This window comes from Pseudomonas sp. VI4.1, from assembly GCF_002029345.1.
Classification (GTDB): Bacteria; Pseudomonadota; Gammaproteobacteria; order Pseudomonadales; family Pseudomonadaceae; genus Aquipseudomonas.
Genome location: NZ_MULM01000101.1, coordinates 1 through 25,239, shown reverse-complemented (window position 1 = coordinate 25,239; position 25,239 = coordinate 1). Strand labels below are relative to the sequence as shown.

The following is a 25,239-nucleotide window of genomic DNA, read 5'->3' as shown; positions in this document are numbered from 1 at the left end:
CTTGCTCGCGAAAGCTATTTAACATTCAAAATGTATGTTGCCTGACACACCGCTTTCGCGAGCAAGCCCGCTCCCACCCTTGATCAGTGCTGCGACCAGGATTGCGCTACGGTTCCAGCTTCTGCGGCGTTTCCTGCCCGATGCAGCGCACGGCTTTTTTCTTGTTGTTGACCAGCACACCGCTCAGGCCTTTCTGCTCGGTGTCGAACATCACCAGCACGCCATCGATGCATTGGGCCACTTGCGCAGCCGGTTCCAGGGAGACCTTGTAGTCTTCGCCGGGCACGGTCTTGAGCAGGGTGAAGTCGCTGAGCAGCAGCGCGTCTTCCGGTTTGGCAAAGTGCAGGTAGCCATACCACCACAGGGCGCCGACGGTGCCGAGGATGCTGCAGATACCGGTGATGATCAGCGGGATGGCGTTACGTTCTTCACTCATTGCGGACTCTCTGGTGGTTCATCTTCGGAATTCGGGTTTGCCGGGTAATTGGGGATTTCACCCAGGCGGCGCAGGCCGTTGAAATGCTGCGGATCGTCGAGATAACGCAGCATGACCTGGCGCCAGACCGGGTCGGCGAACGTCTGCACATGCCCCCCACGGGTCAGTTGCAGCACCCGCGGCGGCGGCGCAGCTTGATACAGTCGGATGCCGTTGGAAAGGGGCACGATCGGATCATCGATGCTGTGGTAGATCAGTTTCGGCACGCCATTGAGCTGCGCCATCGAGTGAATGGCGCTATCGCCGTCCGGCACCAGCCACGACAGCGGCACCTGGAACGCCCAGAACAGCCATGAGTTGCTCAGGGCAAACCGGCCGACGCTGCGGTAACTGGCGGGCACGCCATCGAGGACCACGGCCTTGAGTTGCTTCTGGCGTTCGGGGTGCTGGACCAGATAATGCACGGCCATCGAACCGCCAAGGCTCTGGCCCAGCAGGATCAATGGCTTGCCCTGAACCTCGGGGGCCTGGTCGAGCCATTTGAACGCGGCATCGATGTCCTGATAGATCGCCGGCAGCGACGGCTCGCCTTCGGACAGGCCGTAACCGCGATAGTCCACCAGCAGCACTTGATAGCCCTGCTTCGGCAACCACCAACTGCCCCCAAGGTGCATGGGCAGATTGCCGCCGTTGCCATGCAGGTGCAGCACCGTGCCCTTGACCTCGACGCCTGGTTTCGCCGGTAGCCACCAGCCATGCAGCTTGAGGCCGTCGGCGGTGGTTAGGGTGACGTCGCGGAATTCGAGCTTGGCTTTTTCCGGGGTGAACAGTTGACCTGGCTCCGGGTAGAACAGCAAGGAGCTGCACCCGCTCAAGGTCAGAAGAAGGCAGACGATGCCGAGGATCCTCATCCGATGAAACCTCTGTAGGCGCTGGCTTGCCAGCGAAGAACGATGGCGCAGTGTGTCAGGTGAACCGCAGTGAGGCATTCGCCGGCAAGCCAGCTCCTACAGGTGTTGTGTTGTTCACAGGATATTGGAGTAATCCGCCTCGATCCGGTCCAGGCTCAGGTGATTGAGGAAGTTGGAGAAGCACATCCACGCCGACAGCGCGTTCATGTCGCGGAACTGCTCCGGCAAGTATTTGGGCGGCACGACCAGGCCTTCATCCACCAACTGGCGCAGGGTGCGCATGTCTTCCAGCGTGGTCTTGCCGCAAAACAACAGCGGTATCTGCTCCAGCTTGCCTTTACGCACGGCCAACTGAATGTAGTTGTAGACCATGATAAAGCCCTTGAGGTAGGACAAGTCTTTGGTAAATGGCAGGCCTGTCGGCACCGAACCGCGGAACACCCGGCTGGCGTTGCCATAGCTTTCGGCCATTTCGAAACCCTGCTCGCGGAAAAACTCGAAGATCTGCAGGAAGTCGGCGCCCTCCTCCACCATATGAATGGCCCGGGTGCGGTTGGTGAGCTTGCGCAGGCGACTCGGGTAGGAGGCAAAGGTGATGATTTCCATCAGGATCGCCAGGCCTTCCTGGGTCACCGTCGACGAAGGCGGCCCCTTGGACAGGAAGGTGCAGATGGGCTGGTTCAGGCCATTGAGCGTGGTGCCCACATGCACCAGCCCTTCGTGGACTTCCAGGGCGCGCACGTCACGCTCGTTGAACATCGCGTCGGTGCGGATCTTGATGTAGTCGGCGCCGGCCGCCGCATCGGCCACGATACCGTCGGACTCGAACACCCGAATGGTGTCCTCGGCTTCGCCAAATACCTTGCTCAGCCGATTTTGCAATAAATCCACGGCGTCCTTGGCGGTGAGGAGCTTCGGTTCGTCCTTCAGGTCGCCGCGACCGTCGATGTTGTTCAGGTAATCGGAGAGCATCAGGCCCAGGTCGGACAGGGTCGGGTCGCCAGCATGGAATGCGTCGGACGCAGCGCCGTACAGTTCCTGGGAAATCAGGCCGAAATCCTCGGTGCCACGCGCCTCGAGCATGCGCACCACCATGCGGTATTCCTTGCACATGCGGCGCATGATCTGGCCGACCGGGTTGAACTGGCCGAGCTGACGGGTGATGTCGCGTTCGATGTTCTGGAATTCCAGCTTCACTTTGCTGGAGTCGAAGGACAGCGGACGGTTCAAGTAGTAATCGCGGTCCACCGCCGGCATTTCCTTGCCCTTGGCCTTGAGGAAACCCTTGCGAATGGTGTCGTCCCACTTGACCGCATCGAGGACGCGAATCGGCGTCTGCGCCAGCACAATGCGATCGGATAAAATGCGTATCGACTGCTGGTAATCGTCCACCCGAAACTCCTGTAGAAAAACCGTTACATGCTGGATTTATTTGACTGTAGCTTTGGCCAGGCGCTGATAGCGCACCGCCTCGACGAACACATCGGAATTGGCCGGATCGTCGAGGTAGGCGAACACCTGGTCCATGCCGGTGTTGATCAGCACGCCATCGCCATCGTCGGTCTGGAAGCCTTCGCCGCTGAGGACGTTCTGCCCCAGGGCCTGGTTGATCTGCTCGAGGTCGAGGCTGTAGACCACCAGTTCCTGCTTATCGGTGAGTTCGAACCCGGCGATGATGAAATGTCCGCCGAACTGCGCCGGCACCTTCGCTGACAGATACCAGCGGCTGCCATGGCGCGCTACCGTGAAGGGATAGGCTTCGCGCTCCCGGGGTTTGGCCTTGAAATAGCTGACCGCCTGATAGCGATTGTCACTGATGCGTGTCAATTCCAGGTTCATCGGTTCGCCCCAGGCGTTGGTGCTGGTCCATTTGCCGAGCAACCCTTTGGGCGCGGGGTCGCTGGCGGGCAGCGGCTCCTTGAAGGTCACCAGACAGCCACTGAGCAGCAGGAACGACAAGGCGATCACAACGACACGCCAGGCTTTCATTCAACACTCCCTATGGAATATACGCCGACCTCATGTGGCCACCGACCCTGTGGGAGCGGGCTTGCTCGCGAAAGCGGTTTAACATTCAACATTTCCGTCGTCTGATACACCGCCTTCGCGAGCAAGCCCGCTCCCACAGGGGATACGGTTCCCAAATGGGATCACACCGACGCCAGGACCAGGTGCATATACCGGGTCAGGATACCGAGCATTTCCGCTTCGGCGGCAGGCTCGGCGTCGTTGAGCAGGCCCTGATATTCCATCCGTCCGATAATCGCCGTCAACACTTTGGCATCTTGTTGCGGCTCGCGGGAACCCAATACTTCGAAAAAGTGGCAGGTGCCCTGCAGCAGAATCTGCTGGTGCGAGCGCACCAACTTCGCCAGGCGCGGGTTCAACAGTGCCTCCTGGCGGAACGCCTGCTCGGCCATCAAGTGTTCGCGACGGTTCTGCAATTGACGATGAACATAGTCGGACGTCAGCCGCGCAATGTCGTCCGCCAGTTGCGAGCGGGACTCGGGGCTGCCATCGCCATAGGCGACCATCTCCCGCAACAAGCCTTCATTGTTGGCCCACAACTTGGCCATGAAGGCCGCGCTGCGCTCCACGTATTGGGCGAAGGTATCGGTGAGCAGGTCATCGATATCCTTGAAGTAGTAAGTGGTGGCCGACAGCGGCACTCCGGCCTCGGCGGCCACTGCACGGTGCCGTACGGCCCGCACGCCATCGCGCACGACAATGCGCATGGCCGCATCGAGAATGTCCTGTCGACGCTGCTCGCTGCCCTGGCGGCTGGCCTTGCGGCCCTGGTACTGAACACTTTCAGCGACCGCAGTAGCGATACCCACTGCACCCTCTTGAGCCATTGCACGGTTCACGACAGGTATTCCTCTCTCAATTCAAAAGTAACCAATTGATACGTTTGTACCAGACAGGCAATAAAAAGCCGCCCATTTCGGGCGGCTTTTTATTTGAAACACTTACGCTTGCGGCCGCATGTGCGGGAACAGGATCACGTCGCGGATCGACGGGGAGTTGGTCAGCAGCATCACCAGGCGGTCGATGCCGATCCCTTCACCGGCCGTTGGCGGCATGCCGTACTCCAGCGCGCGAACGAAGTCGGCGTCGTAGTGCATGGCTTCGTCGTCGCCGGCGTCCTTGTCGGCCACCTGCGCCATGAAGCGCTCGGCCTGGTCTTCCGCGTCGTTCAACTCGGAGTAGGCGTTGGCGATTTCACGGCCGCCGATGAACAGCTCGAAACGGTCGGTGACGTTCGGGTTCTCGTCGTTGCGGCGAGCCAGCGGCGACACTTCGAACGGGTACTGGGTAATGAAGTGCGGCTGCTCCAGCTTGTGCTCGACCAGCTCTTCGAAAATCATCACCTGCAGCTTGCCCAGGCCTTCGAAGCCCAGCACCTTGGCCCCGGCCTTCTTGGCGATCGCGCGAGCCTTGTCGATGTCGGTCAGGTCGTCAGCGGTCAACTCAGGGTTGTACTTGAGGATCGAGTCGAACACCGACAGACGCACGAAGGGTTCGCCGAAGTGGAACACTTTGTCGCCGTAAGGGACGTCGGTGCTGCCCAGGACCAGCTGCGCCAGTTCGCGGAACAGTTCTTCGGTCAGGTCCATGTTGTCTTCATAGTCGGCGTAGGCCTGGTAGAACTCCAACATGGTGAACTCAGGGTTGTGCCGGGTCGAAACGCCTTCGTTACGGAAGTTGCGGTTGATCTCGAACACTTTCTCGAAGCCACCGACAACCAGGCGCTTGAGGTACAGCTCCGGTGCGATACGCAGGAACATTTCCATGTCCAGCGCATTGTGGTGAGTCTCGAACGGCTTGGCCGCCGCGCCACCCGGGATGGTTTGCAGCATCGGCGTTTCGACTTCAAGGAAGTCACGCTGCATCAGGAAGCTGCGGATGTGCGCAATCACTTGCGAACGCACGCGGAAGGTCTGGCGCACGTCTTCGTTGACGATCAGGTCGACGTAACGCTGGCGATAGCGCTGCTCGGTGTCGGTCAGGCCGTGGTGCTTGTCCGGCAGCGGACGCAGGGATTTGGTCAGCAGGCGCACTTCGGTCATTTCGACGTACAGGTCGCCCTTGCCGGAACGCGCCAGGGTGCCAACGGCGGCAATGATGTCGCCCATGTCCCAGGTTTTCACCGAGGCCAGGGTTTCTTCGGACAGGGTTTTACGGTTGACGTAAACCTGGATGCGACCGGTCATGTCCTGGATCACCATGAACGAGCCACGGTTGAGCATGATGCGACCGGCAACCTTGACCGGGATTGCAGCCTCTGCCAGCTCTTCCTTGGTCTTGTCCGCATATTGCTTCTGCAAGTCTTCGCAGTAGTTGTCGCGGCGGAAGTCGTTCGGGAAGGCATTGCCCTTGGCGCGCTCGGCAGCCAGCTTTTCCTTGCGCAGGGCGATCAGGGAGTTTTCTTCCTGTTGCAGGGCTTGCGGGTCGAGTTCTAGGTCGCTCATGTCTTTAAATATTCCATCACGGGTTCGTTGCCCCTGCCTGGCGGCAGGGTTCGCGGGCAAGCCTCGCTCCTACAGGATCGCGGAGTCCGCCGATCCTGTAGCGCGTGCCTTAGAGCCCTTGTTTCAAGCTTGCTATCAGGTAGTCGTCGATGTCGCCGTCGAGCACCTTGTCGCAGTCGCTGCGTTCGATGTTGGTGCGCAAATCCTTGATCCGCGACGCGTCGAGCACGTAGGAGCGAATCTGGTGGCCCCAGCCGATATCCGACTTGGTTTCTTCCAGGGCTTGCGAGGCAGCGTTGCGTTTCTGCACTTCCTGCTCGTACAAGCGCGCCCGCAACATTTTCATCGCGGTGTCTTTGTTGGCGTGCTGGGAACGTTCGTTCTGGCAGCTGACCACGGTGTTGGTCGGTACGTGGGTGATACGTACGGCCGAGTCGGTGGTGTTTACGTGCTGACCACCGGCACCGGAGGAGCGGTAGGTATCGATGCGCAGGTCCGACGGGTTGATGTCGATTTCGATGTTGTCATCGATTTCCGGCGACACGAACACGGCCGAGAACGAGGTGTGACGACGGTTGCCGGAGTCGAACGGGCTCTTGCGCACCAGACGGTGCACGCCGATTTCGGTGCGCAGCCAGCCAAAGGCGTATTCGCCCTTGATGTGCACGGTCGCGCCCTTGATCCCGGCGACTTCACCGGCGGACAGTTCCATGATGGTCGCGTCGAAACCGCGCTTGTCGGCCCAGCGCAGGTACATGCGCAGCAGGATGTTGGCCCAGTCCTGGGCCTCGGTGCCACCGGAGCCGGCCTGGATGTCCAGGTAGGCGTTGTTGGCATCCATCTCGCCGCTGAACATACGACGGAATTCGAGTTTTTCCAGGGACTCGCGCAGACGCTCGACTTCGGCAGCGACGTCATCGACGGCGGCCTGGTCTTCTTCTTCGGCGGACATCAGCAGCAGGTCCTTGGCATCGGCCAAGCCACTGTGCATTTCGTCGAGGGTGTCGACGATCTGAGCCAGCAGGGACCGCTCGCGACCCAGTTCCTGAGCGTACGACGGGTTGTTCCAGACAGACGGATCTTCAAGCTCGCGATTGACTTCAGTCAGACGCTCATGCTTTTGATCGTAGTCAAAGATACCCCCGAATAGTTTCGGAGCGCTCGGACAGGTCCTTGATGCTGTTAAGGATCGGGTTGATTTCCATGGCGGGCAGCACTCGTTGGCGAACTTTTGAAAGCCGGCGAGTATACCGTAATCAGGCTGTCACGGCAGCCCGCCTGGCGGCTTTAGCGGCGAATGAACCCCGGAATTCAGTCAATCCCCACCTGATTACGCCCATTGTGTTTCGCCAGGTACAACCCCTTGTCCGCCGCCAGGATCAATTGACGGCAGTCGCCGCCCTGCTGGGGGGTCATGGTCGACAGGCCGATGCTGATGGTCAGGTGCGAACCTTCGACAGGGAGATTATGCGCGATCTTCAGCGCGTACACGGACTGGCGCAGTTTTTCCGCCACCAGCCGCGCGCCGCCCGGGGAAGTGTTGGGCAGGACCAGGGCGAATTCTTCGCCGCCGTAACGGGCCGGCAGGTCCGACGGTCGGGCGCTGGCGTCACGGATCGCCGTGGCCACTTTGCGCAGGGCTTCATCGCCGTCCAGGTGGCCAAAGCTGTCGTTGTAGGATTTGAAAAAGTCGACATCGATCATCAGCAACGACAGTTGACTCTGGTCACGCAGCGCGCGTCGCCACTCCAGTTCCAGGTATTCATCGAAGTGCCGGCGGTTCGACAGCCCGGTCAGGCCGTCGGAGTTCATCAAGCGCTGCAGCACGAGGTTGGTGTCGAGCAACTGCTGCTGGCTGACCCGCAGCGCCCGGTAAGCCGCGTCACGCTGCAACAGGGTCATGTAGGAACGCGAGTGATAGCGGATGCGCGCCACCAGTTCGATGTTGTCCGGCAGCTTGACCAGGTAATCGTTGGCCCCGGCCGCGAACGCCGCGCTCTTGATCAGCGGGTCTTCCTTGGTCGACAGGACGATGATCGGAATATCCTTGGTCGCCGGATGATTGCGGTATTCGCGCACCAGGCTCAGGCCATCGAGCCCGGGCATGACCAGGTCCTGCAGGATCACCGTCGGCTTGATGCGAATCGCCTGGGCGATGGCCTGGTGCGGATCGGCGCAAAAGTGAAAGTCGATGTTTTCTTCATTCGACAAGCCGCGGCGCACGGCTTCGCCGATCATTGCCTGATCGTCCACCAACAACACCATGGCGGCGTCTTCGTCGGTTTTGAAGCCGTCGAGCTGTAAGTCATTCATGTGCGGTCACCTGAGTACTGCCTGGGCCGGAATTGCTGTTAAAGAGAGTCATTTGCTGAAAATTTCCAGCAATCGTGGCGCGATCTTGTCCAATGGACGAATTTCCACGGCAGCGTCGATGGCGGCAGCTGCCTTCGGCATGCCGTACACCGCACTGCTGAGTTGGTCTTGAGCGATGGTCAGGTAGCCCTGCTGGCGCATGAGTTTAAGCCCCTGAGCGCCATCGCGTCCCATTCCGGTTAACAAAACACCTACGGCATCGCCGTTCCAGTACTGGGCGACGCTCTCGAAAAACACATCGATCGAGGGCCGATAGATCTCGTTGACCGGTTCGGCGGTGTAGGCCAGCGTGCCGTTTTTCAACAAGCGGATATGGTGGTTGGTGCCGGCCAGTAATACGGTGCCGGGCTGCGGCGGTTCGCCTTCCTGGGCCAGGCGCACGTTCAGGCCGCTGGCGCTGCTCAGCCATTCGGCCATGCCGGCGGCGAATACCTGGTCGACGTGCTGCACCAGCACGATCGCTGCCGAAAAGTTGCGCGGCAGGCCCTTGAGCAAGACTTCCAGCGCCGCCGGCCCGCCCGCGGACGAACCAATGGCGATCAGGCGCTGACGCGAAGCCGAACTGCGCAAGAGGCTCGGGGCCGCTCGCTCTCGATTACCGCGGTCACCGATCAGCCAGCCAATGTTGATGATCTTGCGCAGCAGCGGAGCGGCCGCATCCTGCGCGTTACCCGCACCCAGTGCCGGCGTGTCGACGACGTCCAGCGCGCCGTAGCCCATGGCCTCGAACACTCGATGCACATTCTGCTGACGGTCGACCGTGACGATGACGATCGCGCAAGGGGTCTCGGCCATGATGCGCCGGGTGGCTTCCACGCCGTCCATCACCGGCATGATCAGGTCCATCAGAATCAGGTCCGGGGTGAGTTCGGCACAGCGCTGCACCGCCTCGGCGCCGTTGCTGGCCACCCAGACCACCTCGTGTGCCGGCTCGAACGCCAGGGCGCGGCGCAGGGCCTCCAGCGCCATGGGCATGTCGTTGACGATGGCTATCTTCATGCCCGTGCTCCTCCGATGAGCTCCACCACTGCATCAAGCAGGGCGTCGTCATGAAAACTGGCTTTGGCTAGATAATAGTCGGCTCCGGCGTCCAGTCCACGACGGCGGTCTTCTTCGCGATCCTTATAGGACACCACCATGACCGGCAGGGATTGCAGGCGATTGTCCCGGCGCAATAAAGACACCAGTTCGATGCCGTCCATGCGCGGCATATCGATGTCGGTGATCAGCAAATCGAAATCCTCCGAACGCAGGGCGTTCCAGCCGTCCATGCCGTCCACCGCCACGGCGACGTCATACCCGCGATTGAGCAGCAACTTGCGTTGCAGCTCGCGAACGGTCAGCGAATCGTCGACCACCAGGATCCGTTTGCGAGCGGCTTCGACGACCTGGTTGCCCTGGCGCGAGATTCGCTCCAGACGCCCGGTGTTGAGCAGTTTGTCGACCGAACGCAGCATGTCTTCGACGTCGACGATCAGCACCACCGAACCGTCGTCCAGCAAGGCCCCGGCAGAAATGTCCTGGACCTTGCCCAGGCGTTCGTCCAGCGGCAACACCACCAACGTCCGCTCGCCGATAAAACGTTCGACGGCCACGCCGTAGATCGCCTCGCGCTCCCGGATCACCACCACCTTCAGGGTCTGCTGACTGTGCTGGCTCACCGGGCGCTGCAATAGCTGGCTGGCGGCGACCAGCCCGACATGCCGGCCTTCGTGCCAGAAGTGCTGACGGCCCTCGACCTGGACGATGTCCGCCGGCTCCAGGTCGCACATGCGCTCGATGTGAGCCAGTGGAAACGCATACGCTTCGTCGCCGACTTCCACCACCAGGCTGCGCACCACCGACAGGGTCAGCGGCACTTCGAGATGGAAATGGCTGCCCTCGCCCGCCGTCTGCTCCAGCACCACCGCGCCGCGCAACTGCCGGACCATGTGTTGCACCGCATCCAGTCCGACCCCGCGTCCGGACACCTCGGTGACCGTGTCCCGCAAGCTGAAGCCCGGCAGGAACAAGAACGTCAGCAGTTCCTCTTCGCTCAACTGCGCAGCCGTTTCAGCCGGGGACAACTGCCGCTCGATGATGCTGCGGCGGACCTGTTCCAGATCGACACCGTTGCCGTCATCGCTCAACTGCAGCACCAGCAGGCCGGCCTGATGCGAGACACGCAAGCGGATCAAGCCTTCAGCCGGCTTGCCGGCCAGCAGCCGTTGCTCCGGGGATTCGATGCCATGGTCCACGGCGTTGCGCAGCAGGTGCGTCAGCGGCGCTTCGAGTTTTTCCAGGACGTCGCGATCGACCTGGGTTTTCTCGCCCTCGATCTCCAGTCGCACCTGCTTGCCCAGGCCACGGCCAAGGTCGCGGACCATCCGCACTTGCCCGGTCAACACGTCGGCAAACGGGCGCATGCGACACGCCAGCGCCGTGTCGTACAGCACTTGCGCCCGTTGACCGGCGTGCCAGGCGAACTCATCCAGTTCGGCGTTCTTTTCCACCAGCATTCGCTGGGATTCGGCCAACAGCCGACGGGCATCGTCGAGGGCTTCCCGGGCCTCCAGGCTCAAGGCATGCTCCTTGAGATGGACGTTGAGGTTTTCCAGGGCCCGCAGGCCATTGTTCTGCAGGCGCTTGAGCCGTTGCATGGTGGCCAGATGCGGCTTGAGCCGCAGGGTTTCCACCAGGGATTTGCTCGACAGGTCGAGCAGGCTGTTCAAACGCTCGGCAGTGACCCGCAGGACTCGCTCACCGCTATCGGTGGAGCGTCTGGCCCTGGGCGCTGGCTCGACGGGTGCACCGGGTGGCGGTTCGACTTCCAGCACCGGCATCGACAGCTCAACCCCGGTGGCTTGCAGCAAATCCGCGGCCATGAACGGCGCGATGGGGGTGCTGATCGGCGCGGCTAGCGCCAGCGGATCCAGCAATCGAGCCATCAAGGCGACATAGGCCTCGATATCCGCAGGGCCCGGATTGTTGTCGGGCGTTGCGATGCGCATCAGCAGATCGGTGCCTTGCAGTAACGCATCAATGTGCTCGGGGCGCAGGTACAGGCGCCCTTCCTGAGCGCTGACCAGGCAATCTTCCATCACATGCGCCACGCTGACGCCGGCATCGACTCCGACGATCCGCGCGGCGCCCTTGAGCGAATGCGCCGCGCGCATGCACGATTCGAGATGATCGGCCTGGGTCGGATCGCGCTCCAGCGCCAATAAACCTGCGCTCAGCACTTGGGTCTGGGCTTCGGCTTCGAGGCTGAACAGCTCCAGCAAAGAGGAGTCGCGCAACTGCTCTGGGGTCATGTAAGGCTCCGGGTCACGGCGGACAGCAGTTGTTCTTCATCCAGCCAACGCAGGCTGCGCCCGTTGAATGGCAATACGCCACGGGTGTACTTCGCGCTGGCCTGGGTGCCGGATCGGGACGCCGCCTCGAGGATGCGCTCGTCGATGGCATGGATCCCGTCCACCTCGTCCACCGGCACCACCACCGGCCCGCCGTGGGCGGCGATGATCAGCATCCGCGGCATGACCCGCGCGCCCGACGCCACGCCAGCCGTCCCGTCGAGGCCGAGCAGTTCGACCAGGGACAGGCATGCCACCAGGGCACCGCGCACGTTCGCCACACCGAGCAAGGCCCGGGAGCGCTGGTGCGGCAACGAGTGGATCGCTTGCAGCGGCGCCACTTCCACCAGACTGCGAGTGGCCAGGCCCAACCATTCCTCGCCAAGACGGAACATCAACAGCGAACGGGTTTGCACGTCGCTCTCGACCGCTGTTGACACTGGCCCGCAATCATCCTGCTGCAATGCATAGCGGTCGAGCAGGCGCGTCGCGGCAGCCGAATACACCGCACAGTTGCGGCAGTGAATGTGCTCGCTCAGCAGCGGACAGGACTTGTCGCCGTGGACACCGATGCGGTTCCAGCAGTCGTCGATGGCCTGGGCATCTTCATGGGTGAGGCTAGCGGTCATCGTTTACGCTCACTGTCAGCGGCGCGCTCGCTACGGGCGGCGCGGGCCTGCAATCGCCTGGCACCCGCCGTGTCGCCCTGGGATTGCAGCAAGGCGGCCAGGTGCATCAACGCTTCGGGGTGTTGCGGTTCGAGGTACAACGCCTTGCGGTAAAACCCCTGCGCCTGGAGGGCACTGCCGGCGACGTCGCTGAGCAACCCCAGCCAATAAAACACCTGGGCTACCGGCTCGTGACTGCGCAAATAGCTGTCACAGGCAGCGCGGGCCTCGGCACTTTTGCCTTCGTTGGCCAGTGCGGCGATGTTCGCCAGCAGTACGGCAGCCTCCGGGTTGGTCGTTCTGGCCATGACCGGTAGCGGCGCCACCGTTGCGAACGGGCGGCTGCGAATGGGCGGTGGCGTCACACTGCGCACCGGTTGGCGCACGGGAAGCGGGGTTGGCACGAACGTCGCTGTCGCCGGCGGCGGCGCATGCTGGCGACTGAACGCAAAGGACTGCGGAACGCCGATCGAGCGCATGCCGAAACGCCCCAGCAAACTGCCCTCCGCAGGGCCGATGAACAGCACGCCGTCAACCTGGGTCAGCTGCTTGAGCACTTCGAACACTTGCTGTTGGGTCGACTGGTCAAAATAGATCAACAGGTTGCGACAGAACACGAAGTCATAGGGGGGCTCATTGGCCAGGGCTGGATCGAGCACGTTGCCGACCTCCAGCCGCACTTGTTCTAGCACTCGCTCGTCGAGGCGATAGCCGTCGTTTTCGGCAGTGAAATGCCGGTCGCGAAACTCGATGTCCTGACCTCGAAATGAGTTTTTGCCATACCGCGCACGCTTGGCTTTTTCCACCGACAACGGGCTGACATCCATGCCATCGACCTTGAACTGATGCGGCTGCAACCCGGCATCGAGCAGCGCCATGGCAATGGAATAGGGTTCTTCACCAGTGGAACACGGCAGGCTGAGGATCCGCAGGGCACGCCTGTGGTTGATGTCGGCCAGACGCTTGGCGGCCAGTTTCGCCAGCGTGACGAACGATTCCGGATACCGAAAAAACCAGGTTTCGGGAACGATCACCGCTTCGATCAGCGCCTGCTGTTCATCCCGCGAGCCTTGCAGGACGTGCCAGTACTCATCGGCCGACGCCGCTCCGGAGGCTGCGCTGCGTTGGCGCACCGCACGCTCGATGATGGCCGGGCCCACCGAGGTCACGTCGAGGCCGATGCGTTCCTTGAGGAAATCGAAGAACCGTTGATCACTGCTCATGGGCGCGCCTCAAGCAGCGCCGGGGCCAGCGGCGGTGACGGAAACAGCAGCGCGCGGACCTGTTCGCTCAACAGGTCGGCGACCCGGACCCATTGCAGCAGCCCTTGCGCGTCTTCACGCACAGGCCCGAGGTAGGGGGCCTGGCGATTATCCAGGCCATAGGGCTGAAAATCTGCCGGGTTGCAGCGCAACGTGTCGGTGGCCTGTTCCAGAACCAGCCCGAGCACTTGCGCCTGGCGGGTCTCACCCGGACGGTAATTGACCAGGACCAGTCGGGTGCTGGTGCGCGCCTGGGCCGGTGTACCGTACGTCAGCGCACTGAGATCAATCACCGGCACGACCGAGCCGCGATAGGCGAACACCCCGGCCACCCAGGCCGTGCCTTGGCAATCGATTTCAACGGCAGGCGCGGCAGCACTTCCACCACCTCGATGGCCTGCAAGGCATAGCGCTCGTTACCGATGCGGAACACCAGGAACAACGCGTGCATCGCCGGTTTCACGGCGGCGCGCTTGACCGTGAGTTCGCTCATCAGACTTTGAATCGCGAAACGCCGCCACGCAGCCCTACAGCGACCTGGCTCAGTTCATCGATGGCGAAACTGGCCTGGCGCAGGGACTCGACGGTCTGGCTGCTGGCATCGCCCAGCTGAACCAGCGCATGGTTGATCTGCTCGGCGCCGGTGGCCTGGGCCTGCATGCCTTCGTTGACCATCAACACCCGTGGCGCCAGCGCCTGGACCTGATGGATGATCTGCGACAGCTGTTCGCCGACCTGCTGCACCTCGGACATGCCGCGGCGCACTTCTTCGGAAAACTTGTCCATGCCCATGACCCCGGCCGACACGGCCGACTGGATCTCGCGCACCATCTGTTCGATGTCGTACGTGGCGACGGCGGTCTGGTCCGCCAGACGGCGCACTTCGGTCGCCACCACGGCAAACCCGCGGCCGTATTCACCGGCTTTTCCGCTTCGATGGCGGCGTTCAGCGACAACAGGTTGGTCTGGTCGGCCACCTTGACGATGGTCACCACCACTTGATTGATGTTGCCGGCCTTCTCGTTGAGGATCGCCAGCTTGGCGTTGACCAGATCCGCGGCGCCCATGACCGAGTGCATGGTCTCTTCCATCCGCGCCAGGCCTTGTTGCCCGGAACCGGCCAGCACCGAGGCCTGATCGGCGGCGGTGGAGACTTCGGTCATGGTGCGCACCAGGTCGCGGGACGTGGCGGCGATCTCGCGGGACGTTGCACCGATCTCCGTGGTGGTGGCGGCGGTTTCGGTGGCAGTGGCTTGCTGTTGCTTGGAGGTGGCGGCGATCTCGGTCACCGAGGTGGTGACCTGCACCGACGAGCGCTGGGCCTGGGACACCAGGGACGTCAGCTCGGCCATCATGTCATTGAAGCCGGTTTCCACCGCGCCGAATTCGTCCTTGCGGGCGAGGTCCAGGCGACGGCTGAGGTCGCCGGTGCGCATGATTTCGAGTATTTCAACGATCCGGTTCATCGGTGCCATGATGGCGCGCATCAACAGCAGGCCGCAGAGGCCGGCGGCCAATACCGCCACCAGCAGGGAGATGCCCATGATGATTTTTGCGGTGAACACCGCGTCGTCAATGGCGATGATGTCCTGGTCGGCCACGGCCTTGTTTTCGCGCAGGATGTCATTGAGCTTCACGCGCCCCGCTGTCCAGATAGGGGTGAGCTGTTCGTTGAACAGCTTGATGGCTTGCGTTTCCTCATTGCGCTGATGCAAGTCGAGCACCGCCGCCAGGACCTTGTGGTAATGCTCGTTGTGTTTTTCAAAGGCGGCGAACTCAACCTTGTCTTCATCCGTAGTGACAGTACCGCGATAGTTACCTATCTGTTCTTGCAGACGAGACTCGAACGATTTGAAGTCGGCGGCATCCTCGGCGCTGATGCCCTGTCCCTCTTTCAAACCGAGCATTTCCTGGATCCGCAGATAGCTGTCGGACCAGGCGCCACGAATCATCGAGCTGTAATACACCCCGGGAAGTGCGTCTTCTCGAACGCTGGCTTCGCTGGCCTCGATCTTCAACAGCCGGGAATATGAGACGACGACCATCAGCAACATGATGGCGATAATTACCGCAAAGCTCGCCAAGATCCGTTGGCGCAACGTCCAGTTCTTCACAGTCAGTCCTCGAGGTATTTCCAAATGCTGCGGAGTATAGCCGAGGGAGGTGTTTCATTTTTAAAACAGATTCGTGGCAGGTCCCAAATTGGAAAGTCGAGGATATGGGAGGACTGAGAATCCCCCCCCTGTAGGAGCTGGCTTGCAGCGAAGGCGGCAGGAGAGCGATGCAAGACGTGAGGGCCCCTTCGCTGGCAAGCCAGCTCCTACAGGGGCCTTTCGCCAGGCCGGCTGCTACATCGAAGCCTGGCGCACCTGCTTCTCCAGCTCGGCCTTCAACCCCGGATCGAGCTTCAGCTGACGCGCCAGTTCATCCAGGTAGGACTTCTCCATGAAGTTCTCCTCGTCCACCAGCATCACACTGGCGATGTACATCTCGGCGGCCATTTCCGGGGTGCTGGCGGCCCGTGCGACGTCGGCGGGGTCCAGGGGCTTGTTGAGTTCGGCGTGCAGCCAGTGCTGCAGTTCCTGATCGTTGTCGAGTTTGGTGAACTCGCCTTCGATCAATTCGCGTTCCCGTGCATCGACGTGGCCGTCAGCCTTGGCCGCCGCCACCAGTGCCTTGAGGATCGCCTGGCTGTGCTGCTCGACCTGGGCAGCCGGCAAGCGGTCGATGGTTTGGGGTTCGGTGGTCGGTGCCGTGCCCTGCTGGGCCTGCCAATTGCCATACGCCTTGTAGGCAATCACGCCCAGTGCCGCCAGGCCGCCGTAGATCGCGACCTTGCCGCCGACGTTGCGCACCTTTTTGTTACCCAGCAGCAGGCCCATGGCCCCGGCTGCCAGGGCGCCACCGCCAGCGCCGGAGAGCAACCCGCCCAGGCCGCCCGAGCCACCGGCACCGCCGAGCAGACCGCCCAGCCCACCGGCAGACGATTTGTTCTGCGACCCGCCGTTCTTTTTCTGCAACAGGTCCTGACCGGACTTGAGTAGCTGATCGAGCAATCCACGGGTGTTCATGTTCCGCCTCCAAAAAGGGCTTATCCGGATCAATAAGGCCACCAGACTAGATCGAAAGTGCCCCAGATCCGTCCGCGAGAGTGCTTCCAGATGTTGCTTGATCCATGGCGGCCTCAAGCGCGCGGGCTACAGCAACGACATGCCCGGTAAGTCGCCGCGCCCAAGTGCTGCACGGCAATCCGTGCTCGCCACGGACTGCATTGATAAAAGCGCACTACGCTAACAATTAGCCGTACCGGCATTGCTTCCCACGTTCAGAAACGGCCCCGACCATAATTAAAGAAGAGGGATACACCATGTTCGTGCACAAGACCGCACTGCTCAGTGCAATCACCACCGCGCTGCTGACCAGTGCCAGCATCCAGGCGGCCGAACCGCTGAAGGCCGTCGGTACCGGCGAAGGCCAGCTGGATATCGTCGCCTGGCCTGGCTACATCGAACGTGGCGAGAGCGACAAGGCTTACGACTGGGTGACCGGTTTCGAGAAGGAAACCGGGTGCAAGGTCAACGTCAAGACGGCCGCTACGTCCGACGAGATGGTCAGTTTGATGACCAAGGGCGGTTACGACCTGGTCACCGCGTCGGGTGATGCTTCCCTGCGCCTGGTCGCCGGAAAACGGGTGCAGCCGATCAACACGGCGTTGATTCCAAACTGGAAGAACATTGACCCTCGCCTCAAGGATGGCCCGTGGTACGTCGTCGATAAACAGACCTACGGCACCCCGTACCAATGGGGTCCGAACGTGTTGATGTACAACACCAACGTATTCAAGACAGCCCCGGACAGCTGGAGTGTGGTGTTCGAGGAACAGACGTTGCCAGACGGCAAGTCCAACAAGGGCCGGGTCCAGGCTTACGATGGTCCGATCTATATCGCCGACGCGGCGCTCTACCTCAAGGCGAAACGGCCGGAACTGGGGATCAAGGATCCGTACCAGCTCAACGAAGCGCAATACAAGGCGGCACTGGACCTGCTGCGCAAGCAACAGCCCCTGATCCACCGCTACTGGCATGACGCGACCGTGCAGATGAGCGACGTCAAGAACGAAGGCGTCGTGGCATCCAGCACCTGGGGCTACATGGTCAATGGGTTGGTGGCGGACAAGCAGCCGGTCGCTTACGTCATTCCCAAGGAAGGCGCAACCGGCTGGGTGGATACCACCATGCTGCATGCGCAAGCCAAGCACCCCAACTGTGCCTACAAGTGGATGGACTGGTCGTTGCAACCGAAAGTCCAGGGAGACCTCGCGGCATGGTTCGGTTCGTTGCCCGCGGTGGCCGAGGGCTGCAAGTCCAGTGAGCTGCTGGGTGCCCAAGGCTGTGCGACCAATGGTTACGATCAATTCGACAACCTGGCTTTTTGGAAAACACCCCAGGCCGAAGGCGGCAAGTTCGTGCCGTATAGCCGCTGGACCCAGGATTACATTGCGATCATGGGCGGCCGTTAAGCCCTCTTCGCGAGCAAGCTCGCTCCCACAAGTTCACCGCGAACCTGTGGGAGCGAGCTTGCTCGCGATGCCTTTAAAGATTCAGATTTTCGGAGCACCGCGCAATGACGCCTGCAGTCCAGTTCACCAACGTTTCCCGGCAGTTCGGTGAAGTTAAAGCCGTTGACCGGGTTTCCATCGATATCCAGGACGGCGAGTTCTTCTCCATGCTGGGCCCTTCCGGCTCGGGCAAAACCACCTATCTGCGCCTGATCGCCGGTTTCGAACAGCCGAGCGCAGGCTCCATTCGGATTCAGGGTGTCGAGGCCGCCGGGCTGCCGCCCTATCAGCGTGACGTCAACACCGTCTTCCAGGATTACGCGCTGTTCCCGCACATGAACGTACTCGACAACGTCGCTTATGGTTTGAAAGTCAAAGGGGTGGGCAAGGCCGAACGGCGTAAACGCGCCGAAGAAGCCCTCGACATGGTCGCCCTCGGCGGCTACGGCGAGCGCAAGCCGGTGCAACTGTCCGGCGGACAACGCCAGCGTGTGGCCCTGGCCCGGGCGCTGGTCAATCGCCCTCGGGTGCTGCTGCTCGACGAACCCCTGGGTGCACTCGACCTCAAGCTGCGCGAACAAATGCAGGGCGAGTTGAAGAAGCTGCAACGCCAGCTCGGCATTACCTTCATTTTCGTCACCCATGATCAGACCGAAGCGCTGTCGATGTCAGACCGCGTGGCCGTGTTCAACAAGGGTCGCATCGAGCAGGTCGACACGCCACGCAACCTGTACATGAAACCGGCGACCACTTTTGTCGCCGAATTCGTTGGCACCTCCAACGTGATTCGCGGTGACCTGGCGCGACAGTTGAGCGGCAAGCCACAGCCGTTTTCGATCCGTCCGGAACACGTGCGCTTCGCCGAGGGTCCGCTGGCCAGCCACGAGATCGAAGTCAGCGGCCTGCTGCACGATATCCAGTACCAGGGCAGCGCCACGCGCTATGAACTGACGCTGGAAAACGGCCAGACCCTGAACATCAGCCAGGCCAACAACCAATGGCTGGACGTCGGCGCACGGCATCAGACCGGACAACGCGTCAGCGCCCGCTGGGCGCGCGAAGCCATGGTGGCGCTACACGACAACGTTGTCGGCGGGGTGTGAAATGAACACCGTGACAGTTGCGCAGACCCCGGCCGACGGGTCGCCGTTGCGCAGGTTGTCCAACCTGCTGTATCGCCGGCCCAACCTGTATCTGTCGATGCTGCTGATACCGCCACTGCTGTGGTTCGGCGCGATCTACCTCGGTTCGCTGCTGGTGCTGCTGTGGCAAGGTTTCTACACCTTCGACGACTTCACCATGGCGGTCACGCCCGACCTGACCCTGGCCAACTTCGCAGCGCTGTTCCAGCCGTCGAACTTCGACATCATTGTGCGCACCCTGGGCATGGCCGTCGCCGTGTCGATCGCCAGCGCCGTCGTGGCCTTCCCGATTGCCTACTACATGGCGCGCTACACCAGCGGCAAGACCAAGGCGTTTTTCTACATCGCGGTGATGATGCCCATGTGGGCCAGCTACATCGTCAAGGCGTATGCCTGGACTTTGCTGCTGGCCAAGGGCGGCGTCGCGCAGTGGTTCGTCCAACACCTGGGGCTGGAGCCGGTGCTGCAGTGGGTGCTGGCCATCCCGGGGGTGGGCGGCAGCACCTTGTCGACCTCGCATCTGGGGCGCTTCATGGTCTTCGTCTATATCTGGCTGCCGTTTATGATCCTGCCGATCCAGGCCTCCCTTGAACGTCTGCCGCCGTCGCTGTTGCAAGCCTCCGCCGACCTCGGGGCGACGCCACGCCAGACCTTCATGCAGGTGACGTTGCCGCTGTCGATTCCGGGCATTGCCGCCGGTTCCATCTTCACGTTTTCCCTGACCCTGGGCGACTTCATCGTGCCGCAACTGGTGGGCCCGCCGGGTTACTTCGTCGGGAGCATGGTGTACGCCCAGCAAGGCGCGATCGGCAATATGCCGATGGCCGCGGCCTTCACGCTGGTGCCGATCGTGCTGATCGCCATTTACCTGTCAATCGTCAAACGACTGGGAGCTTTCGATGCACTCTGAAAAGGCTTCCTGGGGACTGCGCATCGCAGCCTGGGGCGGGTTGGTGTTCTTGCACTTCCCGATCCTGATCATCTTCCTGTACGCCTTCAACACCGAAGACGCGGCGTTCAGTTTCCCACCCAGGGGTTTCACCCTCAAATGGATCGGCGTGGCGTTCTCGCGGCCCGACGTGCTGGAAGCGATCAAGCTGTCCTTGCAGATTGCGGCCGTTGCTACACTTATAGCGCTGGTCCTTGGCACGCTGGCGTCGGCGGCGCTGTACCGCCGCGACTTCTTCGGCAAGCAGGGCATCTCGCTGATGTTGATCCTGCCGATCGCCTTGCCGGGGATCATTACCGGTATCGCGCTGCTGGCGACGTTCAAGACGCTGGGCATCGAGCCGGGAATGTTCACCATCATCGTCGGTCACGCGACCTTCTGCGTGGTGATCGTCTACAACAACGTCATCGCCCGGTTGCGCCGCACTTCGCACAGTTTGATCGAAGCCTCGATGGACCTTGGCGCCGACGGTTGGCAGACCTTCCGCTACATCATCCTGCCGAACCTCGGCTCGGCGTTGCTGGCCGGCGGCATGCTCGCCTTTGCGTTGTCGTTCGACGAGATCATCGTCACCACCTTTACCGCCGGCCATGAACGCACCCTGCCACTGTGGCTGCTCAACCAGCTCAGCCGCCCGCGGGACGTGCCGGTGACCAACGTCGTGGCGATGCTGGTGATGATGGTGACCATGTTGCCGATCCTCGGCGCGTATTACTTGACCCGTGGTGGGGAAAGTGTGGCGGGGAGCGGCGGGAAATAGCTGGCCCCATAGCTCATGTAGACGCTGAATACTGTAGGAGCTGGCTTGCCAGCGAAGGCGTCAGGTCAGCCAGCATCAATGTAGCTGACATACCGCTTTCGCTGGCAAGCCAGCTCCTACAGGGGACCGGTTTCCACGCAGCAAAATAATGGATTCGAAGAGGACACAGCCATGCAAACCCAACTCTTGATCAACGGCCAGCTGATCGACGGCGAAGGCCCGGCCCAAACGGTGTTCAACCCGGCGCTGGGGCGGGTTCTGGTGGACATCAACGAAGCCAGCGAAGCCCAGGTCGATGCCGCCGTACGTGCCGCCGACAGCGCCTTCGAAAGCTGGTCGCAGACCACGCCGAAAGAGCGCTCGCTGTTGCTGCTCAAACTCGCCGACACCATCGAAGCCCACGGCGAAGAGCTGGCCAAACTGGAATCGGACAACTGCGGCAAACCTTACAGCGCCGCGCTGAACGACGAGATCCCGGCGATTGCCGACGTGTTCCGTTTCTTCGCCGGCGCCAGCCGTTGCATGAGCGGTTCGGCCGGCGGTGAATACCTGCCCGGCCACACCTCGATGATCCGTCGCGACCCCGTGGGCGTGATCGCCTCCATTGCACCGTGGAACTACCCGCTGATGATGGTCGCCTGGAAAATCGCCCCAGCCTTGGCCGCCGGTAATACCGTGGTGCTCAAGCCGTCGGAACAAACCCCGCTGACCGCGATGCGTCTGGCGCAACTGGCGTCGGACATTTTACCGGCCGGCGTGCTCAATCTGGTGTTTGGCCGCGGCCCTACGGTCGGCAGCCCGCTGGTCACCCATCCGAAAGTGCGCATGGTGTCGCTGACCGGCTCGATCGCGACGGGCTCGAACATCATTTCCAGCACCGCCGACAGCGTCAAGCGCCTGCACATGGAACTGGGCGGCAAGGCGCCGGTGATCATCTTCGACGACGCCGACATCGACGCCGCCGTGGAAGGCATTCGCACCTTCGGCTTCTACAACGCCGGCCAGGACTGCACCGCCGCGTGCCGCATCTATGCACAGGATGGCATTTACGACAGGTTCGTCGAGAAGCTCGGCGCGGCGGTCAGCAGCATCAAGCATGGCGTACAGGATGATCCGTCGACCGAACTGGGTCCGCTGATCACCGCGCAGCATCGCGACCGCGTGGCCGGGTTCGTCGCGCGTGCCGTGGCACAGCCGCACATCCGCTTGATCACCGGTGGCAACGTAGTGGAAGGCGATGGCTACTTCTTCGAGCCGACGGTGCTCGCCGACGCGCAACAGGACGACGAGATCGTCCGCCGCGAAGTGTTCGGGCCGGTGGTGTCGGTGACCCGATTCACCGATGAGGCGCAGGTGCTGGGCTGGGCCAACGATTCGGACTACGGCCTGGCATCGTCGGTCTGGACCTCGGACGTCGGTCGTGCGCATCGCCTGTCGGCCCGCTTGCACTATGGCTGCACCTGGGTGAACACACACTTCATGCTGGTCAGCGAAATGCCCCATGGCGGGCAGAAACTGTCCGGGTATGGCAAGGACATGTCCTTGTATGGGCTGGAGGACTACACGGTGGTGCGGCATGTGATGTTCAAGCATTAAAAGCTTCGCGGGCAGGTCTCGCTCCAGGTTTTATGGCGTATCCAATCATCTGAACGCCACCAACCCGTAGGAGCAAGCTTGCTCGCGATAGCCTCAACGCGGGTTCAAGGAAGACACCGTACAGCGGCGTCGACCCACATCATCAGTCTTCACCTCGCAGTAACGTCATCAAATCGTCGGTTCGTCCTTTGATATCAGCTTTACCCCGAACGGCCTCGAACCGATCAGAGACACCAGCCTCACCCGCCTGGTCTTCTTCCTCCCGAATTGGCTCGGGAATCGTGACTTGGCCTTCATTGCTCTTGATTGTCGACATGATAGCTACCTGAACACCGGTCAATGAGAGGATCCGACCGTGGCACCCGTGCCACGGCCCAATCCACTACCGGCTCAAAACCGCGAAACACTGCGCATCGCGTCCACCAGATAGCGCATGGCAATCCGGTCGCTCTCCGACAACTCGCGATAGCGCTCAACCAGTTTCATCTCCTCGGAATTGAGCCGACGCCTCCTCCGCCCGGTCATCAGGCACGGAAAGATTCCCAACAGTTCGGTGATGCCTTGTACTTTCGACATGGACGATGTCCTTCTATACGTCAGAGAAAACTTGAAAAGCCGCATCGCCCTACCCTTTTTCAGCGGTCACCTGGTGCCAACTGAATCCCACCGGCCTGAGGGCAGAAACCGGTCATGTCCATAGAATAGGAAGTTATCCGGACTGAAAAGCGATTTTTAGAGTAATTAATCGAAAAAAGCAGAAATGCCCTGTAAATCAGAAAGCGCTGTCGGAAATTGTTCCTGACATGTCTTGTTTCATTGCCGCGCAATCGTCATGCCATCAATCATTTTTTCTCTGCGACCGAACGGTTTAAGCTATTTGGCATCTGTTTAAAGTCCGTTGCGTTTGGCCGAAGGCATGTCCGAACCTCCATTTTTGATCCAATGTGCCAGGAACGGTGCGGGATTGTTCACGACAGGTTGTACCTATGCATCGCAGGAATTTGCTCAAAGCGTCCATGGCCATCGCGGCTTATACCGGTCTATCGGCCACTGGCCTGCTGGCCGCTCGAGCCTGGGCCGGTAACGGCGCGGCGGATGGAGAAGCTCAGGCGTTCGATTTCGAAGCCCTGAAGATCCAGGCCAAACAACTCGCCGGTAACCGCTATCAGGACACCAAACAGGTGCTGCCGCCGACCCTGGCGACCATGACCCCGCAGAACTTCAACGCAATCCGCTACGACGGCAACCACTCCCTGTGGAAAGACCTGAACGGTCAACTGGATGTGCAGTTCTTCCACGTCGGCATGGGTTTCAAACAGCCGGTGCGCATGTACAGCGTCGACCCCAAGACGCGCCAGGCGCGCGAGGTGCATTTCCGCCCGTCCCTGTTCAACTATGAAAAAACCACGGTCGACACCAAGCAACTCACCGGCGACCTGGGCTTTTCCGGGTTCAAGCTGTTCAAGGCCCCGGAGCTGGACCGGCATGACGTGTTGTCCTTCCTCGGCGCCAGTTATTTCCGCGCGGTAGACGCCTCTGGCCAGTACGGTCTGTCGGCCCGCGGCCTGGCGATCGATACCTATGCCAAAAAGCGTGAGGAATTTCCGGACTTCACCAAGTTCTGGTTCGAGACGCCGGGCAAGGACAGCACCCGTTTCGTGGTCTATGCGCTGCTGGATTCGCCGAGCGCCACCGGCGCCTACCGTTTCGACATCGATTGCCAGGCCGAACGCGTGGTGATGGAGATCGATGCTCACATCAATGCGCGCACCACCATCGAACAGCTGGGCATCGCGCCGATGACCAGCATGTTCAGCTGCGGCACCCATGAGCGGCGGATGTGCGACACCATTCATCCGCAAATCCACGACTCCGATCGCCTGGCGATGTGGCGTGGTAATGGCGAGTGGATCTGCCGCCCGTTGAACAACCCGGCCACCCTGCAATTCAACGCCTTCGCCGACACCGATCCAAAAGGTTTCGGCCTGGTACAGACCGATCACGAGTTCGCCAACTATCAGGATACCGTCGACTGGTATAGCAAGCGCCCAAGCCTGTGGGTAGAACCTACGACTGCATGGGGCGAAGGCTCGATCGATCTGTTGGAAATTCCTACGACCGGCGAAACCCTCGATAACATCGTCGCCTTCTGGACCCCGAAAAAACCGGTGGCGGCCGGCGACTCGCTGAACTACGGCTACAAGCTGTACTGGAGCGCATTGCCACCGGTGAGTACGCCGCTGGCGCGGGTCAACGCGACCCGTTCGGGCATGGGCGGCTTCATCGAAGGCTGGGCGCCTGGCGAACATTACCCGGAAGTCTGGGCACGCCGGTTTGCCGTGGACTTCACGGGCGGCGGTCTTGATCGCTTGCCGGAGGGTGCGGGGATCGAGCCTGTGATCACTTGCTCGAACGGCGAGGTGAAAGACTTCAACGTGCTGGTCCTGGATGCCATCAAGGGCTATCGGATCACGTTTGACTGGTACCCGACCAATGACAGCGTGGCGCCGGTGGAGCTGCGCTTGTTCATTCGCACCAATGACCGGACCTTGAGTGAAACCTGGTTGTACCAGTATTTCCCGCCGGCGCCGGAGAAGCGTAAGTACACCTGACAGGAAGGGGTTGGCTGAACCGGCCCCTTCGCGAGCAAGCTCGCTTGTATGTTTAGACTTGAAGGGGTGGGCGGGACTAAAAGCTCGATTCCGACTCTGACCAGTACGGACCGTGGGAGACTTCTCGTCCCGCCCTTTCTACCCGAAGCGCCGATAAGGAATTCATCG

At 61.3% G+C, this 25,239-nt stretch carries 21 protein-coding genes and 2 pseudogenes; 6 read left to right on the top strand and 17 right to left on the bottom strand.

What is annotated here, in order from left to right:
* Positions 1 to 106: 106 nt before the first annotated feature.
* The 15 genes and pseudogenes from BZ163_RS05270 to BZ163_RS05200 all read right to left on the bottom strand — a co-directional run bounded on the left by BZ163_RS05270 (position 107) and on the right by BZ163_RS05200 (position 16,525).
* On the bottom strand, positions 107 to 436 hold the full coding sequence (locus BZ163_RS05270; protein WP_064676066.1) for a hypothetical protein: 330 nt from the start codon (positions 434 to 436) through the stop codon (positions 107 to 109).
* Positions 433 to 1,347, bottom strand: coding sequence for an alpha/beta hydrolase (locus tag BZ163_RS05265; protein ID WP_128870055.1), 915 nt, complete (start codon positions 1,345 to 1,347; stop codon positions 433 to 435). Before BZ163_RS05265 ends, BZ163_RS05270 begins: the two co-directional genes overlap by 4 nt.
* A 114-nt stretch (positions 1,348 to 1,461) precedes the next feature.
* Complete coding sequence (locus BZ163_RS05260; protein ID WP_128870054.1) at positions 1,462 to 2,739, bottom strand: flavohemoglobin expression-modulating QEGLA motif protein; 1,278 nt, start codon at positions 2,737 to 2,739, stop codon at positions 1,462 to 1,464.
* Positions 2,740 to 2,775: 36 nt separating this feature from the next.
* Entirely contained in the window at positions 2,776 to 3,336 is a 561-nt protein-coding gene (locus BZ163_RS05255; protein WP_128870053.1) for a hypothetical protein, read from the bottom strand.
* Positions 3,337 to 3,497: 161 nt separating this feature from the next.
* Entirely contained in the window at positions 3,498 to 4,214 is a 717-nt protein-coding gene (locus BZ163_RS05250; RefSeq protein ID WP_168187313.1) for a TetR/AcrR family transcriptional regulator, read from the bottom strand.
* A 102-nt stretch (positions 4,215 to 4,316) separates the two neighbouring features.
* Positions 4,317 to 5,819 carry a lysine--tRNA ligase gene (gene lysS, locus BZ163_RS05245; protein WP_128870052.1) on the bottom strand — a complete coding sequence of 501 codons (1,503 nt, stop codon included), beginning with the start codon at positions 5,817 to 5,819 and terminating at the stop codon, positions 4,317 to 4,319.
* Between the two features lie 109 nt (positions 5,820 to 5,928).
* A protein-coding gene (gene prfB, locus BZ163_RS05240) for a peptide chain release factor 2 (RefSeq protein WP_128870051.1) occupies positions 5,929 to 7,024 on the bottom strand; the annotation gives its coding sequence in 2 pieces (ribosomal slippage) (positions 5,929 to 6,951 and positions 6,953 to 7,024; 1,095 coding nt in all).
* Between the two features lie 106 nt (positions 7,025 to 7,130).
* The gene (locus tag BZ163_RS05235; protein WP_128870050.1) at positions 7,131 to 8,132 is read right to left on the bottom strand and encodes a PleD family two-component system response regulator; all 1,002 of its coding nucleotides are present in this window, start codon (positions 8,130 to 8,132) and stop codon (positions 7,131 to 7,133) included.
* Between the two features lie 48 nt (positions 8,133 to 8,180).
* The gene (locus tag BZ163_RS05230) at positions 8,181 to 9,191 is read right to left on the bottom strand and encodes a chemotaxis response regulator protein-glutamate methylesterase (protein ID WP_128870049.1); all 1,011 of its coding nucleotides are present in this window, start codon (positions 9,189 to 9,191) and stop codon (positions 8,181 to 8,183) included.
* Positions 9,188 to 11,485 (bottom strand): hybrid sensor histidine kinase/response regulator, encoded by a 2,298-nt coding sequence (locus BZ163_RS05225; protein ID WP_128870048.1) that lies wholly within the window; start codon positions 11,483 to 11,485, stop codon positions 9,188 to 9,190. Before BZ163_RS05225 ends, BZ163_RS05230 begins: the two co-directional genes overlap by 4 nt.
* Positions 11,482 to 12,153, bottom strand: a complete 672-nt coding sequence (locus tag BZ163_RS05220) for a chemotaxis protein CheW (protein WP_128870047.1) — start codon at positions 12,151 to 12,153, stop codon at positions 11,482 to 11,484. The genes BZ163_RS05225 and BZ163_RS05220 overlap by 4 nt, the downstream gene beginning before the upstream one ends.
* The gene (locus BZ163_RS05215) at positions 12,150 to 13,415 is read right to left on the bottom strand and encodes a protein-glutamate O-methyltransferase CheR (protein ID WP_128870046.1); all 1,266 of its coding nucleotides are present in this window, start codon (positions 13,413 to 13,415) and stop codon (positions 12,150 to 12,152) included. The genes BZ163_RS05220 and BZ163_RS05215 overlap by 4 nt, the downstream gene beginning before the upstream one ends.
* Positions 13,412 to 13,947 (bottom strand): annotated as a pseudogene (locus BZ163_RS05210) (chemotaxis protein CheW). Before BZ163_RS05210 ends, BZ163_RS05215 begins: the two are co-directional and overlap by 4 nt.
* Positions 13,947 to 15,568, bottom strand: a pseudogene (locus BZ163_RS05205) (methyl-accepting chemotaxis protein). Before BZ163_RS05205 ends, BZ163_RS05210 begins: the two co-directional pseudogenes overlap by 1 nt.
* Positions 15,569 to 15,802: 234 nt before the next feature.
* The gene (locus tag BZ163_RS05200) at positions 15,803 to 16,525 is read right to left on the bottom strand and encodes a tellurite resistance TerB family protein (RefSeq protein ID WP_128870045.1); all 723 of its coding nucleotides are present in this window, start codon (positions 16,523 to 16,525) and stop codon (positions 15,803 to 15,805) included.
* 296 nt (positions 16,526 to 16,821) lie between these two features.
* On the opposite strand from BZ163_RS05200, the gene ydcS reads away from it, so the two are divergent.
* The 5 genes from ydcS (at position 16,822) to BZ163_RS05175 (ending at position 22,459) form a co-directional block, all read left to right on the top strand.
* Complete coding sequence (ydcS, locus tag BZ163_RS05195) at positions 16,822 to 17,973, top strand: putative ABC transporter substrate-binding protein YdcS (RefSeq protein WP_128870044.1); 1,152 nt, start codon at positions 16,822 to 16,824, stop codon at positions 17,971 to 17,973.
* Positions 17,974 to 18,077: 104 nt separating this feature from the next.
* Positions 18,078 to 19,115: an ABC transporter ATP-binding protein gene (locus BZ163_RS05190; protein ID WP_128870043.1), complete on the top strand. Its 1,038-nt coding sequence runs from the start codon at positions 18,078 to 18,080 to the stop codon at positions 19,113 to 19,115.
* A gap of 1 nt (position 19,116) precedes the next feature.
* On the top strand, positions 19,117 to 20,064 hold the full coding sequence (locus BZ163_RS05185) for an ABC transporter permease (protein WP_128870042.1): 948 nt from the start codon (positions 19,117 to 19,119) through the stop codon (positions 20,062 to 20,064).
* A complete protein-coding gene (locus BZ163_RS05180; protein ID WP_128870041.1) occupies positions 20,054 to 20,863 on the top strand; it encodes an ABC transporter permease in 810 nt (269 codons plus the stop codon). The genes BZ163_RS05185 and BZ163_RS05180 overlap by 11 nt, the downstream gene beginning before the upstream one ends.
* Before the next feature lie 171 nt (positions 20,864 to 21,034).
* Positions 21,035 to 22,459: a gamma-aminobutyraldehyde dehydrogenase gene (locus BZ163_RS05175; protein ID WP_128870040.1), complete on the top strand. Its 1,425-nt coding sequence runs from the start codon at positions 21,035 to 21,037 to the stop codon at positions 22,457 to 22,459.
* A gap of 142 nt (positions 22,460 to 22,601) precedes the next feature.
* Here the strand turns inward: BZ163_RS05175 and BZ163_RS05170 are convergent, their stop codons facing one another.
* Entirely contained in the window at positions 22,602 to 22,775 is a 174-nt protein-coding gene (locus BZ163_RS05170; RefSeq protein WP_128870039.1) for an AbrB family transcriptional regulator, read from the bottom strand.
* A gap of 74 nt (positions 22,776 to 22,849) precedes the next feature.
* Entirely contained in the window at positions 22,850 to 23,035 is a 186-nt protein-coding gene (locus BZ163_RS05165) for a hypothetical protein (RefSeq protein ID WP_128870038.1), read from the bottom strand.
* A 410-nt stretch (positions 23,036 to 23,445) separates the two neighbouring features.
* Between BZ163_RS05165 and BZ163_RS05160 the strand changes: the two genes are divergently transcribed.
* The gene (locus tag BZ163_RS05160) at positions 23,446 to 25,071 is read left to right on the top strand and encodes a glucan biosynthesis protein D (RefSeq protein ID WP_128870037.1); all 1,626 of its coding nucleotides are present in this window, start codon (positions 23,446 to 23,448) and stop codon (positions 25,069 to 25,071) included.
* Positions 25,072 to 25,239 lie beyond the last annotated feature (168 nt).

What these genes read in the sequence shown, in the direction of transcription:
- BZ163_RS05160 (WP_128870037.1), top strand. Translation starts at nt 23,446, where the DNA reads ATGCATCGCAGGAATTTGCTCAAAGCGTCCATGGCCATCGCGGCTTAT.
- BZ163_RS05255 (WP_128870053.1), bottom strand. Translation starts at nt 3,336, where the DNA reads ATGAAAGCCTGGCGTGTCGTTGTGATCGCCTTGTCGTTCCTGCTGCTC.
- BZ163_RS05225 (WP_128870048.1), bottom strand. Translation starts at nt 11,485, where the DNA reads ATGACCCCAGAGCAGTTGCGCGACTCCTCTTTGCTGGAGCTGTTCAGC.
- BZ163_RS05235 (WP_128870050.1), bottom strand. Translation starts at nt 8,132, where the DNA reads ATGAATGACTTACAGCTCGACGGCTTCAAAACCGACGAAGACGCCGCC.
- BZ163_RS05220 (WP_128870047.1), bottom strand. Translation starts at nt 12,153, where the DNA reads ATGACCGCTAGCCTCACCCATGAAGATGCCCAGGCCATCGACGACTGC.
- BZ163_RS05265 (WP_128870055.1), bottom strand. Translation starts at nt 1,347, where the DNA reads ATGAGGATCCTCGGCATCGTCTGCCTTCTTCTGACCTTGAGCGGGTGC.
- BZ163_RS05180 (WP_128870041.1), top strand. Translation starts at nt 20,054, where the DNA reads ATGCACTCTGAAAAGGCTTCCTGGGGACTGCGCATCGCAGCCTGGGGC.
- ydcS (WP_128870044.1), top strand. Translation starts at nt 16,822, where the DNA reads ATGTTCGTGCACAAGACCGCACTGCTCAGTGCAATCACCACCGCGCTG.
- lysS (WP_128870052.1), bottom strand. Translation starts at nt 5,819, where the DNA reads ATGAGCGACCTAGAACTCGACCCGCAAGCCCTGCAACAGGAAGAAAAC.
- BZ163_RS05185 (WP_128870042.1), top strand. Translation starts at nt 19,117, where the DNA reads ATGAACACCGTGACAGTTGCGCAGACCCCGGCCGACGGGTCGCCGTTG.
- BZ163_RS05170 (WP_128870039.1), bottom strand. Translation starts at nt 22,775, where the DNA reads ATGTCGACAATCAAGAGCAATGAAGGCCAAGTCACGATTCCCGAGCCA.
- BZ163_RS05215 (WP_128870046.1), bottom strand. Translation starts at nt 13,415, where the DNA reads ATGAGCAGTGATCAACGGTTCTTCGATTTCCTCAAGGAACGCATCGGC.
- BZ163_RS05270 (WP_064676066.1), bottom strand. Translation starts at nt 436, where the DNA reads ATGAGTGAAGAACGTAACGCCATCCCGCTGATCATCACCGGTATCTGC.
- BZ163_RS05175 (WP_128870040.1), top strand. Translation starts at nt 21,035, where the DNA reads ATGCAAACCCAACTCTTGATCAACGGCCAGCTGATCGACGGCGAAGGC.
- BZ163_RS05200 (WP_128870045.1), bottom strand. Translation starts at nt 16,525, where the DNA reads ATGAACACCCGTGGATTGCTCGATCAGCTACTCAAGTCCGGTCAGGAC.
- BZ163_RS05190 (WP_128870043.1), top strand. Translation starts at nt 18,078, where the DNA reads ATGACGCCTGCAGTCCAGTTCACCAACGTTTCCCGGCAGTTCGGTGAA.
- BZ163_RS05230 (WP_128870049.1), bottom strand. Translation starts at nt 9,191, where the DNA reads ATGAAGATAGCCATCGTCAACGACATGCCCATGGCGCTGGAGGCCCTG.
- BZ163_RS05165 (WP_128870038.1), bottom strand. Translation starts at nt 23,035, where the DNA reads ATGTCGAAAGTACAAGGCATCACCGAACTGTTGGGAATCTTTCCGTGC.